The 14,486-nt window shown below is 37.8% G+C and carries 16 protein-coding genes; 2 read left to right on the top strand and 14 right to left on the bottom strand.

Annotated elements, in window-relative coordinates:
* Window positions 1-25: 25 nt before the first annotated feature.
* Window positions 26-1,252: a DUF1552 domain-containing protein gene (locus N473_RS12700; protein ID WP_081221146.1), complete on the top strand. Its 1,227-nt coding sequence runs from the start codon at window positions 26-28 to the stop codon at window positions 1,250-1,252.
* Between the two features lie 492 nt (window positions 1,253-1,744).
* Here the strand turns inward: N473_RS12700 and N473_RS12695 are convergent, their stop codons facing one another.
* The gene (locus N473_RS12695; protein ID WP_063368234.1) at window positions 1,745-2,185 is read right to left on the bottom strand and encodes a hypothetical protein; all 441 of its coding nucleotides are present in this window, start codon (window positions 2,183-2,185) and stop codon (window positions 1,745-1,747) included.
* Between the two features lie 748 nt (window positions 2,186-2,933).
* Here N473_RS12695 and N473_RS26735 point away from each other — a divergent pair.
* A complete protein-coding gene (locus N473_RS26735) occupies window positions 2,934-3,113 on the top strand; it encodes a hypothetical protein (protein ID WP_063368233.1) in 180 nt (59 codons plus the stop codon).
* A 149-nt stretch (window positions 3,114-3,262) separates the two neighbouring features.
* Here the strand turns inward: N473_RS26735 and N473_RS12685 are convergent, their stop codons facing one another.
* The 13 genes from N473_RS12685 to N473_RS12615 form a co-directional block, all read right to left on the bottom strand.
* Window positions 3,263-3,778 (bottom strand): demethoxyubiquinone hydroxylase family protein, encoded by a 516-nt coding sequence (locus tag N473_RS12685; RefSeq protein WP_063368232.1) that lies wholly within the window; start codon window positions 3,776-3,778, stop codon window positions 3,263-3,265.
* Between the two features lie 219 nt (window positions 3,779-3,997).
* Window positions 3,998-4,216, bottom strand: a complete 219-nt coding sequence (locus tag N473_RS12680) for a hypothetical protein (RefSeq protein ID WP_063368231.1) — start codon at window positions 4,214-4,216, stop codon at window positions 3,998-4,000.
* Window positions 4,217-5,454: 1,238 nt separating this feature from the next.
* Window positions 5,455-5,721 carry a hypothetical protein gene (locus tag N473_RS12675; protein ID WP_063368230.1) on the bottom strand — a complete coding sequence of 89 codons (267 nt, stop codon included), beginning with the start codon at window positions 5,719-5,721 and terminating at the stop codon, window positions 5,455-5,457.
* A gap of 593 nt (window positions 5,722-6,314) precedes the next feature.
* Window positions 6,315-6,812, bottom strand: coding sequence for a lipocalin-like domain-containing protein (locus N473_RS12670; protein ID WP_063368229.1), 498 nt, complete (start codon window positions 6,810-6,812; stop codon window positions 6,315-6,317).
* A gap of 770 nt (window positions 6,813-7,582) precedes the next feature.
* Window positions 7,583-8,164, bottom strand: coding sequence for a pyridoxine/pyridoxamine 5'-phosphate oxidase (locus N473_RS12660; protein WP_063368227.1), 582 nt, complete (start codon window positions 8,162-8,164; stop codon window positions 7,583-7,585).
* A 57-nt stretch (window positions 8,165-8,221) separates the two neighbouring features.
* On the bottom strand, window positions 8,222-8,671 hold the full coding sequence (locus tag N473_RS12655) for a GNAT family N-acetyltransferase (RefSeq protein WP_063368290.1): 450 nt from the start codon (window positions 8,669-8,671) through the stop codon (window positions 8,222-8,224).
* 575 nt (window positions 8,672-9,246) lie between these two features.
* Window positions 9,247-9,630 (bottom strand): hypothetical protein, encoded by a 384-nt coding sequence (locus N473_RS12650; protein ID WP_063368226.1) that lies wholly within the window; start codon window positions 9,628-9,630, stop codon window positions 9,247-9,249.
* 526 nt (window positions 9,631-10,156) lie between these two features.
* Window positions 10,157-10,465, bottom strand: a complete 309-nt coding sequence (locus N473_RS12640) for a hypothetical protein (RefSeq protein ID WP_063368224.1) — start codon at window positions 10,463-10,465, stop codon at window positions 10,157-10,159.
* 60 nt (window positions 10,466-10,525) lie between these two features.
* Entirely contained in the window at window positions 10,526-11,254 is a 729-nt protein-coding gene (locus tag N473_RS12635) for a hypothetical protein (RefSeq protein WP_155735600.1), read from the bottom strand.
* A 455-nt stretch (window positions 11,255-11,709) separates the two neighbouring features.
* The gene (locus tag N473_RS12630) at window positions 11,710-12,219 is read right to left on the bottom strand and encodes a hypothetical protein (RefSeq protein WP_063368222.1); all 510 of its coding nucleotides are present in this window, start codon (window positions 12,217-12,219) and stop codon (window positions 11,710-11,712) included.
* A gap of 361 nt (window positions 12,220-12,580) precedes the next feature.
* The gene (locus N473_RS12625; RefSeq protein ID WP_063368221.1) at window positions 12,581-13,162 is read right to left on the bottom strand and encodes a hypothetical protein; all 582 of its coding nucleotides are present in this window, start codon (window positions 13,160-13,162) and stop codon (window positions 12,581-12,583) included.
* 136 nt (window positions 13,163-13,298) lie between these two features.
* Window positions 13,299-13,673 (bottom strand): hypothetical protein, encoded by a 375-nt coding sequence (locus tag N473_RS12620; protein WP_063368220.1) that lies wholly within the window; start codon window positions 13,671-13,673, stop codon window positions 13,299-13,301.
* 122 nt (window positions 13,674-13,795) lie between these two features.
* Entirely contained in the window at window positions 13,796-14,200 is a 405-nt protein-coding gene (locus N473_RS12615) for a hypothetical protein (protein ID WP_063368219.1), read from the bottom strand.
* Window positions 14,201-14,486: the final 286 nt, after the last annotated feature.

Genomic DNA, 14,486 nt, shown 5'->3' with positions numbered 1-14,486 from the left:
GGTCACAATACAGAAGGTTAATAAAATGAAAGATGAACATTTAAATAACATGATGATGTCACGCCGTAGGCTATTGAAAGTGTTTATGGCCTCTGGGATTTCTACAGCCCTGATCCGCACTTCACCATTGGTATCTGGTCTGTTATATGCCAGAGATGCAGATGCGCAAAGCGCTGGGCTACCAAATAAAACGGTATCGATATACATACCAGGCGGGTCCATATCTTCACTTTGGAACCCAACAGGTAGCGGTGAAAGCATGCAACTGGGCGTGATGTCCGCAGGCTATGAACCGGTGAAAACCGAATGTAACTTTATGGTCAATATGTCACATTCCAACGCGGGTCATGGCCGTATGCCAATCTTACTAGCGCAAAATTGGGGCAGTGACAGCTATGATGTGACCATGGGTAATGCACTTGGTCCTAACTTGCCGTTTCGCTATCTCAACTTAGGTGTGCATAGTAATGGTCAAGGACAGTTAACCAAAGACAATCGCAATCACTTGCCGTTCCAAGAAAACCCATTCACCGTATTCAAAATGGTGTTTGGCAGTGCACAAGGCAGCAACAGTAAAACGCCGATCATGAATGCGCATATGTCAGCAGCCAATGCAATCAAAAATAGGCTCGCCGGTTATGAAGTGCAAAGAATGAATGACCACCTTGATGCGATTTCTGATACGCAGCGCCGACTGGATGACCTTTACGGTGGCGTATCTTGCGGTATCGCACCGGATAATACCGAGTTTGCTTTAACCTTTGATACCTTCAGTCAACAAGCCCGTTTGCAAGCTGATATTGCCGTAGCTGCCCTGCAATGTAACTTGACCAGCTCGGTTTCATTGGCATTTGGTAATCACCAATCACAGTTCCGAATTCCTGAATTGAATTTCCAAGGCCACTATCACAATGCAATTCATGGCGGAAGCAACGGTCAACCAAACTACCCGTATTACACCGAAATGCGTAGTCACTTGGGTAGCTTAAGCGCGTATTTGATCCAAAAGCTGAAAGCGGCAGGCATACTGGATAGCACGGTTGTACTAGAAACATCAGACATGGGACACGCAGATAAACATTCTGCCAATCCATGTTCGTACCTTATTGCTGGCGGCGGCGCACGTATCAACCGTGGTGTGGTCAGCAGTATGGGCTCAGGTTATAACCAACATGATGTGCTGCATACAGCAGCTAAAGCGTGCGGTGTTGACCTTGGGTTTGGCAAGGAGATCCCTGGGATTATTGTGTAGGAGATAGATACTTAATAAGCCCCTTTAATTAGGGGCTTATGTTTCTCGATACACTGCCATAAAATGTATTATTTTATTGCAGTGTATTATCCGATTCTAGTGTGTCAGCCTATTACTTTATGCAGACTCATATACTCCTTGCGTCACTCCATGTGTATTTTATTTTTTAATCTACTAATTTAATAGCCCCGAAGCACTATTATTACTTTTAAAGTCCATCTCAAAACACAAAGTTTAACAAACTGAGTTTTTGTGGATAATAAGAAAGCTAGTAATTTTAAGCTAACTAGTGTTCTATTTTCAATATTGATGCTAATAAAGCGTATCTATAAGGTGCCTATCAGCCAAAGTAACTTTTGCTGTACACCACAACCAACAAAAAATCGGTTAACACTTCTCATAAACTTTATTTTCAATAAAAAGATATTTTCACTGGAAATATCATCGTGTCTAATAAGCTTTTATTAAGCAAGTCAAACAATCACACCAACTCTAGAATATACCAACTCGAGAGACAGCAGGCTTACCATTAGCGTGATCAGAAGACCCACAATGGCTACCTGAAATAGCAATTTTAACATCTGTATTGGACATTTTTGCTGCCAATAAAGTAGATAATACTGACTGCGCGTCTATTTTCGATGGCTCCACAGAATAAAGTGCTGAATTTGAGCATTTGGCTGGATTAATGTGAGTTTTCGATGTTTTAAACAAAAAATACCCCCCTGTATAACCAGTATAAATCTCCGAGATTTTTACCTTTTCAGTCCACTGATCTTCAGCTGAACTTGCCATAGTCGCAGCTAAGGCCAAAGTAACTCCAAGTAAATATTTCATTTCAATCCTTAATAATATAGTTTTTTTAATTAATTCCAAAGCGCCAACATCATAAAGGCGCAACTTATAATAAATTATAACAACAAGAAAAACCACAAAACAAACTCAATTTATAAACTTTACTTTTACAGACAACCAATTTATTAATGTTATAGAGTCGAAGGCCTTTATAACAGTAATACCAGTTAATTTTTTACCCCATAAAAAACCAACAAATAAAACCCAACTTAAGCAACTGTAATTTATATGGTTTTTAAAAAAATTTATTAGATGAGATTTTTAATTCTTCTGTTTACATGATGACCTTTCGCCTGAGTAAGAAGTGGTAGAAATGTAAATATATTAATAACTCCATTCAAAACCGCACAGTTCTACATAATCAAAAAATTAATTCTAAAACTTATTTAGTCCAGCCATACGAACCACCAAAAATCTGTAGACTGAAAATATATTTATAAAGCTCAACTTAGCTTTTGATAAGGTAGACTCAAACTAGAGAGTTAAACCTCTTACTACATAAATATTACAACTGGAATTAAATAAGTATTACTCTTATTTAAATTATTAGAAGATTAAGATCTCTAAAATATCTCTACTTACAGGGGTTTAAGGAGTGATAAGTTCAAAAAAATTTAGCTCAGTTTAGAGTTTGTCACCTACTAACTATGCTCGGCTGAAGGCGACAAACAAGTAAAGTAGCCCTTTAGTTGCTGAGCCTAACTATCATAGAAGGAGTGCTTGAATCATACCTATTGCAGTGATATCCATCAGGATACCTCATAGTAAATGGCTTACCCTGCACGTGTGAATATATGAGCTCCGACAGTTTAAAAGGCGTAGCTGGATGCTCATAACTCCAATCAAGCGCCAACTACCACTATCCAAGTGTACCAGAGACACATTAGGCATGGGGTATGCAGATATACACTCTGCCAACCCATGTTCGTACCTTATTGGCGGCGGCGCGCGTATAAACCGCGGTGTAGTCATTAAGATGGGTTCAGGTGATAACCACCATGATTGACTACATACAGCTGCTAAAGCTGTGTAGCGTCGCTCTTGGATTTGGTAAGGAGATCCCTGGGATTATTGTTTAAGAGAAAAGTAATTTATAAGCCCCTTTAATTAGAGGTTTTTTTATTACTTTATGAGCCCAGGCATTGCAATATCGACCTACAACTTGGTAGATAACCAAATCGCAAATCTCGTGGAATATTTGACAACCAATTGAATCGGAAGATATCTCATGCCATTGGAGCCGTTCAGAAAACCCAAGTTTTGATGCTGCTCCTCATCTGCTTTGATACTAACCACGGCCTCGTGCGCACTTAAATCATGCTGCTCAAGAAAGTCTAACTGCCAGTCTAAATGATGCAAAACCGTTGTCTCTACAGCTTCTGTACATACCCAAATCGCCTTACGTCCTAAAAGTGCAGTTATAAAACCTAAAACATAGCCACCTAGAGACCAAAGCCATAATGCATAACAGTGCCTAACTTGATTAGACACGAGCCACGAGTTAAAGGTATCGAAGTGCTTCTTTTCATGCGCAAGCATTTCATCAAGCTGAGCAACGATATCTTTATAAAAAAAACGTGCGATAAACCTTTGTGATTTGTAAATACTAATGGCTCCTCGCTCACCTGCATGATCAACCCGAATAATTCTTTTCACTTCTTTTTTTGGCATATCAAATATCTCTATAACCCTTTACCGTTCACGGTCCGAGTAAATTGCTTGTTAGGCAGCACTGTTAACGAAGTAAGACTCTACAGATATAAAACTCACGCTTTACAAGGTCATTCTTGTACTTGCGCACAAGTATTTATACTTAATCAAACAATGCAAAAACGCCACAACTTCATCCGCTAATTTAGAGTAAAGGAAAAGGCAGCCTCAAATCACTGACTAGCCGAATCCAAGTACGGTCGATACAAGCACAAATGCCCAGAAGACATGGCCTACAATCAAGACTCTCAAGCCATCAGGATCTATGTTTTTCGAAAATTGTCGACAAATAATATACCCTGCACCACATATTAAAAACTCCAGCACCACTTTAACTAGAGCACGAAATATTAGCCGAACGACAATTACTATTAATTCACCAGCGGCTTCTAAGGCCATATATATAAATCACTCCCTCAGCTCAAAAAATGACATCTCTAAATTTTGCTTGGCTTGACGTTGAAATTACGTCAGTATGCCAAGAGCTAGTTAGTTTAGAGTCCTCTTCGGTATGTGTATTTGAGTGCTCACTTTTTCGAAGAAACAAGTTGAAAAAAACATCCCTAAGCGTTTCAGCGGAATTTTAAAAATATATCTATCAGTCCTACTTGCTGTGCAATTAGCTTATCTCGCACTTTCGTACCAAAAATTTCTGATATCCCGAATATAAACAATGAAAAAAAATGAGAGATTTTCAGCTTACTAAATTGCATTTATTATTCCTTATTTTTGATTTGGTAAGACAGTTCTTAGCACTGATGCTATTGGCAGATATAAATTGAAAGTCTCGAACATAGCCACTGATCTTTTCTACCACAACTTTGTTATATGTAAATTTTATCTTTAATACAATATTTCCTATAACGAAAAATTCAACATTCCATATAAAACATCAAACGCAACGTGTGATAGATGTCTATGAGAGCACCATGACCATTATAAGCTTAGTTTTAAACACCAACATGTAACGTCCACACTCAACCCTTTAAATACTCATAACCCAGTAACAATATCGTTAGACAAGCTGAGTAGGAGAAGAAAAAACCTTTTTTTGCCATTACTTTTAACTTTGGTTATTCGGTTTACGATAACATGCAGTCAACCAAAAAACCGTGACTAAAATAACACCTAAGGCTGCATAAGTTATTATTGACTCTATCATTAACCTACCAGTAGCATCGGTGAAGTTAGGAATAAATATACATATAATTGATGGCATTAGGCTAACAATTAAATAGTACCTCGGCCTAGTTAGCCTGATTCGGCTTAACAAAAGGTGTATTGGTAGTACATAGAATACCATTGCAAATGTACTTACTATGCCACCAAGTACAGATACAAAAAGTAGGTGAGCTAAAAGTAAGTTAGAGTCAGCCAAGAGCCAAAAATATACAAAAGACAATCCCCATCCTGTAAGAATGGCATTTCTTAAACCTTTAATTAGTGTGTTCAAAACAGTAAACCTGATGCCTCAATAAGCAGCTTGAAATATTGGGCTAAAATGAAAAGGCACGATTCAAGCCAGCTTCAATAATAAAAAAGCCCGACGCTAGCTGGTTGATATTTTTCAGTAGAATTGAGCGGAGTGAATTGCAGCAAGCATATCTCCTGTTTCTTATTTGGTTTCAAAGAACTATTTAATTAAAAAATATCGATACCACAAAAACAAAGACAAGAAAGAATCGTATTCGACGAAACCACTTAAACTTAACCCACTCATGCTCTTCAATAAGGCTAGTATAACGATTTCCTTTTGAAACTGCTTCACGAATTTCATTTAGATCAATATTTATACCACTTTCCTTATTAGCTTCAGCCAGTCTTGCCGCCAAACTCATATAAAAATATGTCTCAACAAACCCCATTATCAAAAAACATATAATAACACCAATTGTTAAAAGCATACGTAGAAAGCCCTAATACCTTATCAACAGATGAGAAATGTTGGCTAAAACGAGTAACGCACTAACAAACCAAATTTTAGCCTTTTGGCACTTAACTCCCCCTCTTATACTCTGTTTTCTGTAAAACCTCATATTTGCAACCCAATTATGTCGTATTGAAAACACTTTAATTAAACTTTCTTCAATAAGCACTGGTTTAGCCCCTTTAAGATATTAGTGGGCGATGCACCGCCAATATCCTTTGCAAAAGAAAAAACAGATATGATTGCAAGCGTCTTCATTAGATTGCTTGAATTAGTCTCTGTATTCAGCCTCACTTTCAATTTGGGGCCTAAAGGTAAACCCGCTCGTTCTGCTCCATTACCGATACAGTCACTTTTCTGGATTATTTGGTTCGAGCTTACTACCTTTCACTGGAGGTAAGTTGAAAAAATCATAACAAAAGCCCAACAGTTACAATATACATAACCTCATAAGACCGCCACATCGAGATAGTGCCTAACGTTACAAGCACGCGCTGTTTTTTCGTCCCCTAGAAGTGAATCTGTTATGCGCCTCGCATCCTGATGATTTATTTACATCGCTTTGAATGCTTATTTAATACGTTTGAAAGTTGCACGCAAGTATCCATCTTGCTCCCCTAAACCTAGCTCAATGAGCGGGTAGTTTCCTTCTTGAATCATAGTGTCACCCATGATTGTTATTTTGAAAGGAATGGATACTCCCTCATAATTTGGAAAGCTAGAGTATTCAATATGCTCAGTCAAAATGTTGTTTTCGTAGCTGTAGCGACCTAGCGAACCACCAAAATTATCAAACGCTATGGCTTTTTGTTCTTTCGTGAGTAAATACGAACTAAACCTAGGTCGATTAATACCAATACTTGAAAACGCAAAATGGCTATCAGTGAATATTTTTTTCATTTCACGGTTTTCACCATCAAAGGTGGTGTATTTTTGTTCACCTATAGTGAGTGTTTCTAGTTCTAATTGCCACTCACCTTCAAGCGTATCGGTTTGTGTGCTGTTGTTTGAAGTTTGACACCCGCCAAGCATTCCTAACGACAGTAGTAAGGTAAATAAACTTCTCATTGTTCATATATCCATATAATATTTTAAACTGGCGCACTATCAGCGCGTTATTGTTTAAAGACATAATAACTCACACTAGGTGCTAGCCTTGCATTTTCGAGGATTGGCTAAAAGCCATAACTTAGTTTATTAAATAACTAGCAACAAAGGCTTGCATCAATAAACATAACACACATTCCATTGGCTGAATTACTTATAAAGGACTATTCAAGATAGCTTGTATTGAAAATATTCTCGTGCACAGCCACCTTTTTTGGTCGTATTTATTGTGCAAAAACTGCCTTTTTGAAAGCTTAATAGGCAACGTAGGCCTCACAACAATAAAATGTACAGGCAGAAACGCCAGCAAGATATTGTTCGTGCCTTAATTTCGGCATTTGTCAGCTATGCCGCTGACATACCTCCACCAAACCAGTACTTTATTATTTTTAATATCAATATGAAACCTTGAGACTCTGCTCACTATGAAAGAATTTAAATAAGGCGACTCTCTTTGTTTGAGAGTTTGGCAAAGTCACTGCAATAGCAATCAGCGTATGGACCCCTCTTTTTCTATCCTCTTTTCCCATAAACCGCTTTCCTGCTAACGCATACTTATTTTGTTTTCTTTGAGCCATTCTTTTGCTTCTGGATCGTGTAATTTTTAAAAGTTATTCAAATGAATCGAAAATAACCACAGCGATTTTTAACATGCACTTCCTAGTGAGCTAACGCCGCTATATATTGCGGTTAAGTAGTAATCGTTAATGTAATAGCTTTGTCCTGCATTTCTATGGCTGAAGAAGCTGCTTTTCCCAACAACCATCAGTGCGCGTATATAACTCCCGCAAATGGAGTCTACTTTCTCGAAACGTAAGAAACTCAATCGAAACGGGCTTAACGATATATCCCCCCCAATTTTGGGGCCTCGGAATAGGGCCACCATCAAACTGCATAGAAGCTTTCTTCAAACGTGTTGCTAACAATCTCTCTGACTCTAACAATGCGCTTTGGTCGAAAGCTGTCGTAGTTAATTGAGCGCTTCTAGTTCTGGTTTCCCAAAAAGCATCAGCTTGTGCTTCAGAAACTTCTTCTGCATGACCAATGACACGGATCTGATAGCCAACATGATCCCACCAGATGGTCACGGCTGATTTGGCGTTATGCAAAATTTGTTTACCTTTTGCTGAGTCTAAATAAGTGCAAAAGACAAACCCTTCATCACTTACTGATTTTAGATCAACGAACCTGCCTGATGGAAAACCACTTTTGTCTATGGTTGAAACACACACTGCACTTTTTTGATTTAATGGACTATCAATCTGCGATTCTTGCCACCAAACTTTAAATTTATTGATAGGACAATCTACCACCTTCACTCTCCTTATGAATTACGCCTCACACGTTCAGAGCTTGATTACTCCGTCTTGTTAGCAAGGCCCATTTATTCGAATCATTTCATTAGCATATACGGGCTCACCATTATAATCAGTAAGAAACTCACCGGACACTGCAAAGCCATATGCCCTGTAGAGTGCCTTTGCGGGTTCATTTGTCTTAGCGACAAAAAGAGAGGCCTTACCGTTTATCTTTAACAAAAGAAACTCAAGTATTTGCTTTCCAATCCCTTTACCTCTTGCACTAGGGCATACAAATAGCGCTCTAATCTCTGACTCAAATATTGCGCCATAGCCACGTACCTCCCCATCATCAAAAACATATATTTTTGATTCTTTTAGCGCAGACAACCTCTTTTCATCATTTTCTAGAGGCAAGAGCTTGAAGCCCTTTTTGTCAAAGCGAAGTTCATCTAGCTTAGACCTTGCATAAATCTGAAAAATTCTTGGGTAATCTTTCTCGCTGAATTCGCGAATACTCATGTGGTACTCCTCCTCGTTAATGAGAAAAGTTATATTTTCCATGATGTGAAGCCAAGCATCATAGACAATGCTTACAAGCTAATTTTCCCACAATTATCGCTAAATAAATCACACAATTCGTCTTGCAACCGTTTTTTACTCGCAACATAAAACTGCAAACTAGCTTTGAGCACCGAATAACCAATGCCCTTAATTGTTGGCAGCACACTAACTATCGCATCCAGTGATATTTGGCGCATTATTTTATAAATAAGCTTGCCCTCATCTTTGTTATTTTAATCACCAATGATCAATCGCTTTCTCTAATCAAGATCGGTTACTACCTCATTGGTACGATCTCGATTCTTCAATTAGGCGATGTCGCCTACACACTTTTTGAAATTATCTAGAATGCTCAAACAATACATCTTCAATGTAAGCCCCCATTCAGCGCGTTGTTTAACACTTTTTGGTGACAATATGTACCGAAGCTTACCAAGCATGATTTAATGCTCCCGCTTTAACAGGTGCATGGCTAAAATTAAAAACAAAGGCATTTAAACCAAAGACTTGTTATCTCTGCCATAAATGAACTGTTATACGCCCCTTTTACAATAGATTACTGCTTTGTGTGCCGCTTTACTAACGGTTAGCATTCTTATAGAAATGAACATCGATGGCATATATAAAAACAGCGCGGCTCCTGCAAAAGCATTTTTAGCTTCTGGCGCAAAGGTCATAATCACCATTGATGTGTTTACTAGAAAAAATGACCAAACTATCCGTTTAATAAAACCATCCGCTTTAACAAAGAACTTATAGTATTGAATGAAGAGATAGATACCCGACAAAAATATCAAACTGAATACAAAAGCCTTGTCGTAATAACCATGAACTGAGGTATAGAAGATAAGTCCCGGTATCATTACAGGAGATAAACTCGCAAAGGCTAATTTTTGTCTGAGCATTTTATTTGTCATTGAGCCTCCTAGCTGTCTTCGCTGATTGCACCTACATTGATACTTTAAAGTGTGGCAATATCATACACAGAAAACAATACCAACAAAAAAAATGCCACCAAAAAGGATTTTATTGGCCTTAAATTGTTTTCAATTTCTATCGGCTTATTCTCATACTGTATTAAAATATGATGGTACATACAGATTTGCATAAAAACAAAAAGAATAACAGTGGTTAAAAACTGAAGGTAAACAGAGGATATTTGACCGCCAAAATTACTGGGTTCAATAATTCGAGTGACACAAGCCAAAAAAGCTGCAGATATACCATTTATCGAATTCGAATAACGCTCAAAGTATTTCGCTATTTTATACTCTTTATATGGTACCGATACCACATCAAGCTTACACATGCATGCAATACAACGGTAATTAAACGCAGCAGCTTTATCTTCTTTATATACCGAAAACTCACTACAAATTGAGTTTGTACACTTATAGTGCTTCAAATTCCCCCCGAACGCATGATACGGTCTTCCAGATTACTTCACCAAACGTGTATTGAATGCCTTTTGAGCAGAGTAGCATCTAAATTTTTATAACGATTATATATAGTTACAGCGGCTAAAAAATATAAAAGCAATGCCACTACCTCGTAGTACTTTGGACTAAATAGTAGGTTATTTATTTCGATAAATAGAGTTCCCCAAAAAAATTCACCAATTATTAAAACTGATAAAAAATTAATGAGCACAAAAAAAGACAACGATATTGCAGCAGAGAAAACGGCATTAGAGCGTGTCTCGCCTTTGTCAATTGCCCTGAGCACCAGAGATAAAAATAGTGATTTCAACATTGATACGCCTAATGCCCACATTGAAGGCTGCTTTAAAATCAGTTCAATAACATGCGCTCATTACTTAGTGGTTGCGACCCAACCTTGCAAGTGAGTAGTTACCATTGATTTAATTTTATCAAGCCGAATATAATCATCTTCTGATACAGAGATCTTTGTGTACATACCCATTATATCTATAAAAAACAAACAGCTTGTTTCTACACCATCTGGATTTTGATAACAACTACCAACCCATAGCCCTTTATAACTTCCCGTGGCTTTAAAGTCTGTTGTTGGCTTAACGGTTACCAGATCCCAAAAACCTGTAAGTTTTTTCCCTTCATATTCTCGAAATACACGATACAGTTCAAGCTCCTCTTTGTACTCTACAAAGCCATTCTCAAAGTCTCCGGATAGTGATAATGGTTCAAACCTTTTATCCCAGCCCCAGAGCTTAGCTATCTTTTGGTCTGAGCCGTCAGATAAAGAAATATGTATATTCCGAAAGTAGCGATTCTCTTTACCGCCTTTGAGCTTAAACTCTGGTATGTACGCTTTTGCATGCTCCCCACTAAACCAAATGAAAATGTCAGGGCCTTCCGTATCAAAACCTTTTAATTGTGGCTGACTTGGCAAAGTACCTGGCACGACAAAACGATGAGGAATTTGAAAGCTATGATTCTTTGTCTTGTATGTAATCAAATCATCTGGCTTGGGGGCATTGTAAGCTGACAGCGCAAATAACACTGAGACTACCGCAACGACCAAACCAAAGTAGCCTAACAACCACCTAATCAACTTTTTCACTTTAACTAATTACCCTCAGTCCAGATCATCGTCAAAAATGATTGTCTCAAATATTGCGGATCAAGCGCAGAGAAATTTGGCTTTTTTGACTGGCGATATAAGCCTGAACCTTTTTACCCATGGCAAACCTACTTAATATTTCAGGCACGTTACTTTTATCGTTACTCCCCCTAACACTCGATTCATAACGAAAAATGAGTGTACATAACTTCGCTAACGTCATAGTTGTATGAGGTGTAAAAGCGGTCAGTTGGACTATGTTTTAAGAGCCTTTTAGCATCTCGATTTTTGTATTCGCCGCGGCAAATAAACAGTTGCAATAAAGTCTCAAACTTTATTGATCTATTTTTTAGACAAGTTTATATCAGTGAGCTTAAAAAGCGCATCTAACAGTCATGAATTAACCGGATTACATTAACGACGAAACATACTTTGAATCAATTACCATACCACTATTATTTAAGGTGCTTTTCGAAGCACAGATAAAAATCTTTCTGTTTTTGATATGAAGGGGATTTTATGTCTATCGGTTCTCGTATTTTTTGGAAAACCTTTAAGACCTCAACTTCAAACTTTTTTAGTTCACTTGACTTAACATCATATATTCCAACATTTGCACATTTTTCAAAAGCAACCGCTCTCTTGGGATTGCCCACATTGGGCAGGTTGAGCTCGTGCATCCACCTCGCGAGATATTCGTTATTTGACACATAGCATTCCACATACTTTTCAATCCCACACAATTCCTTAGCAACTTCAAGCTTAAAGTATGTTAACGCTATACACGTGTTAGGCATAGATGAATTTGGAGGCTCACACGCCTTAGTAAATTTTTTGCAGTCCGCTCCCATTTTATCACACGCATAATCTGCATATTTTTTGTTTGATTTATCGACAGGATCAATTTCAGAAACGCCAAAACAGCAAGTTGAAATGATAAGAGGTATTGCTGCTAAATATTTCATAAAGTCACTTAACGTCACGCAAGGCTGCACAATACTTGGCGAGACTCTGTGAGGGAAAGTACAAACCAAGCTTTTTATGCCCACTTTTGAGCGTCTTGTTAAAACGGTATACTTCCTAACACTGTAGACCCTTTAAGTGTTTTTGTACTTGGAAACCTAGCAACAACAGAAAGGTCGTCTATCAAAATTGGTATGTTGTCGCTTTAGCCCAACGTAAACTCTAACCTCACAATGCGATTATAACTTGATGGTTCAATAAACCAGCAATCATCAATAATGAGCTCTATTGATGATGAGCTAAACTTACTTAGCGAAGGGGAACTAAGCCAAGCTTTAACAGCCTCGTTTCTTTGTTACCATATTATGCTTTATTTTTCTCTTGATACGCTTTGAACTTGATAAGTTCATTTTCAGAGTTAAACAAATAAGTTAAGACTACGCCCTTAGGGCGGTAATAAAAATAAATGTATCGCCCATCTGGGTTTTGGTTAATATTATCTGGTTCCCCTAAACATCCTTTTATAAACAAGTTGGTTTGCCCTTGTTTAAAGTCACTAACCGATTGGGGGCAGTCATTCATAGCTGAACGTTTACCCATTTGTTTTATTTCAAAACTTGCTGATCCTAAACCAACCTCTTTAAATGTGAGTAAATATTGAGAGGTGTTATTCGATTTTTTTATAACCCACATTTCTCGCCAAGACCGTGCGCCAGCTTTTCCTATTGGTTGTTGAATAACAAATTTTAAAAGCTCTGCGTCATTGATGGTAGCGCCAACTATTTTTTCTAAGCCAACTTTCGCGTCTAAAATTAATTGTGTATTTGCAAGAGTACCTTCTTTTGCTACTCCTGACTTAATGTTAGAAACAGGTGCGAGCCCCTCTGGAGATTTGCACCCAGTCAATATTATGAAACTCAATGAAAGCGCGATAACGTATTTCAATTTAGACCCTTAGTAACGAAAAAATATTGATACAACGTAACGTATTCTCAGTTGGCGAACAATAGTAAGGTTAAATTAGCGGCGAAGGAACGCAGGCTTGCTGTTTTATGTTCTCAAGTTAATGCGTTTATTAACGTTATACGTATAGTAGATAAGATGCACACTGATGAATCAGCCCAACCCAGCCAATAATAAATGCGGCATCTTCGAGTAAGCCTACCCGCTTAAACTCTTCAGCATTGCCCAGAAAAAGCTCACCGAATGATTTTGAATAGATAATTAAAGAAAGCCATGCGCCAGCATAAAGAGCCGAAAATACACTATCAGGGTTAGCGCTTTCCAAAACCATAAGCGCAAGTAAATAAAGAAAGGAGAACAACAACGCCAAGTATTTTCCTAGCCTCCATTTATCAAACTGATCTCTAAACGATAGCTCATACTCTCGACTAGAGTAAAATTCAGCAATTATCACTGGCGCCAAAAATGCAATTGACAAGATGAAAATGTCCATCGGCTCTCATGTAAAACTAACGCTTCGCTTAACTGACACAAAATAGCAGGCTAAAACTCATGGTATAGGAGCGCATGCTCTCTGTTTTGTGTCCATAATTTAATGACCTTGGTAAAATTAAATCATAGCAATGCAAACCCCATGGGGGCTAGGGGCTTATTAAATTTATATAAGTTAACGTAAATAATAACTGGCTTTTTTTGACCTTCGTATGTCAGTTGATAACGGTCTAATAAGCCACCACCGAATGGCATTGATTTATCTTCAAATTCGCAACAGCTACCAAGTCTTGTTACTTTAACCTTTTCACCGTTTGGACCCATTAACCCTTCAAAATATTCTATGTGTGCACCCGCACTTTTAGTACCACGTAAAAAGCCGCCTAATTCTATAGGCTTGTTCTCTGTATAACCATATTCGGGATCATTTGATGTTAAGAGAAAACGATCCTCTGAAAGGGCTACTTTAGATGTGCTGCTACATCCAACAATAAATAAGGCGAGAACGATTACTAAAACTTGCTTCATTGCAAATACTCACTTTCTATTTCTATCACCTATGTTAAAAGGCAAAATTTGGTTGGTAAAAACGTTAAGCGCAGCAACTTTGGTCGGCCTAAGTTCACCCGCCTCTAGATGGCTTGTTATATTTTTATACAAATAGCCTATTCAGACCAAATAAAGCTATAAAACACTCAATAATACAGAAACAACTAATATGATAAAAGCTTTACAACTAATTATATCTTTTACTAGACGAGCCATGCTCATCAAAAAATGTACGTAAATCAGACTTTTTTACTAATTTTATGCA

Source organism: Pseudoalteromonas luteoviolacea CPMOR-1, assembly GCF_001625685.1.
In the GTDB taxonomy this organism is placed as follows: domain Bacteria; phylum Pseudomonadota; class Gammaproteobacteria; order Enterobacterales; family Alteromonadaceae; genus Pseudoalteromonas; species Pseudoalteromonas luteoviolacea_K.
This window is presented reverse-complemented; position numbering and strand designations above follow the sequence as displayed.

Coding starts and splice junctions, on each gene's coding strand:
- N473_RS12675 (WP_063368230.1), bottom strand. CDS start 5,721: ATGCTTTTAACAATTGGTGTTATTATATGTTTTTTGATAATGGGGTTT.
- N473_RS12620 (WP_063368220.1), bottom strand. CDS start 13,673: ATGGACATTTTCATCTTGTCAATTGCATTTTTGGCGCCAGTGATAATT.
- N473_RS12700 (WP_081221146.1), top strand. CDS start 26: ATGAAAGATGAACATTTAAATAACATGATGATGTCACGCCGTAGGCTA.
- N473_RS12670 (WP_063368229.1), bottom strand. CDS start 6,812: ATGAGAAGTTTATTTACCTTACTACTGTCGTTAGGAATGCTTGGCGGG.
- N473_RS12685 (WP_063368232.1), bottom strand. CDS start 3,778: ATGCCAAAAAAAGAAGTGAAAAGAATTATTCGGGTTGATCATGCAGGT.
- N473_RS12655 (WP_063368290.1), bottom strand. CDS start 8,671: ATGAGTATTCGCGAATTCAGCGAGAAAGATTACCCAAGAATTTTTCAG.
- N473_RS12615 (WP_063368219.1), bottom strand. CDS start 14,200: ATGAAGCAAGTTTTAGTAATCGTTCTCGCCTTATTTATTGTTGGATGT.
- N473_RS12630 (WP_063368222.1), bottom strand. CDS start 12,219: ATGAAATATTTAGCAGCAATACCTCTTATCATTTCAACTTGCTGTTTT.
- N473_RS26735 (WP_063368233.1), top strand. CDS start 2,934: ATGCTCATAACTCCAATCAAGCGCCAACTACCACTATCCAAGTGTACC.
- N473_RS12640 (WP_063368224.1), bottom strand. CDS start 10,465: ATGTTGAAATCACTATTTTTATCTCTGGTGCTCAGGGCAATTGACAAA.
- N473_RS12650 (WP_063368226.1), bottom strand. CDS start 9,630: ATGACAAATAAAATGCTCAGACAAAAATTAGCCTTTGCGAGTTTATCT.
- N473_RS12680 (WP_063368231.1), bottom strand. CDS start 4,216: ATGGCCTTAGAAGCCGCTGGTGAATTAATAGTAATTGTCGTTCGGCTA.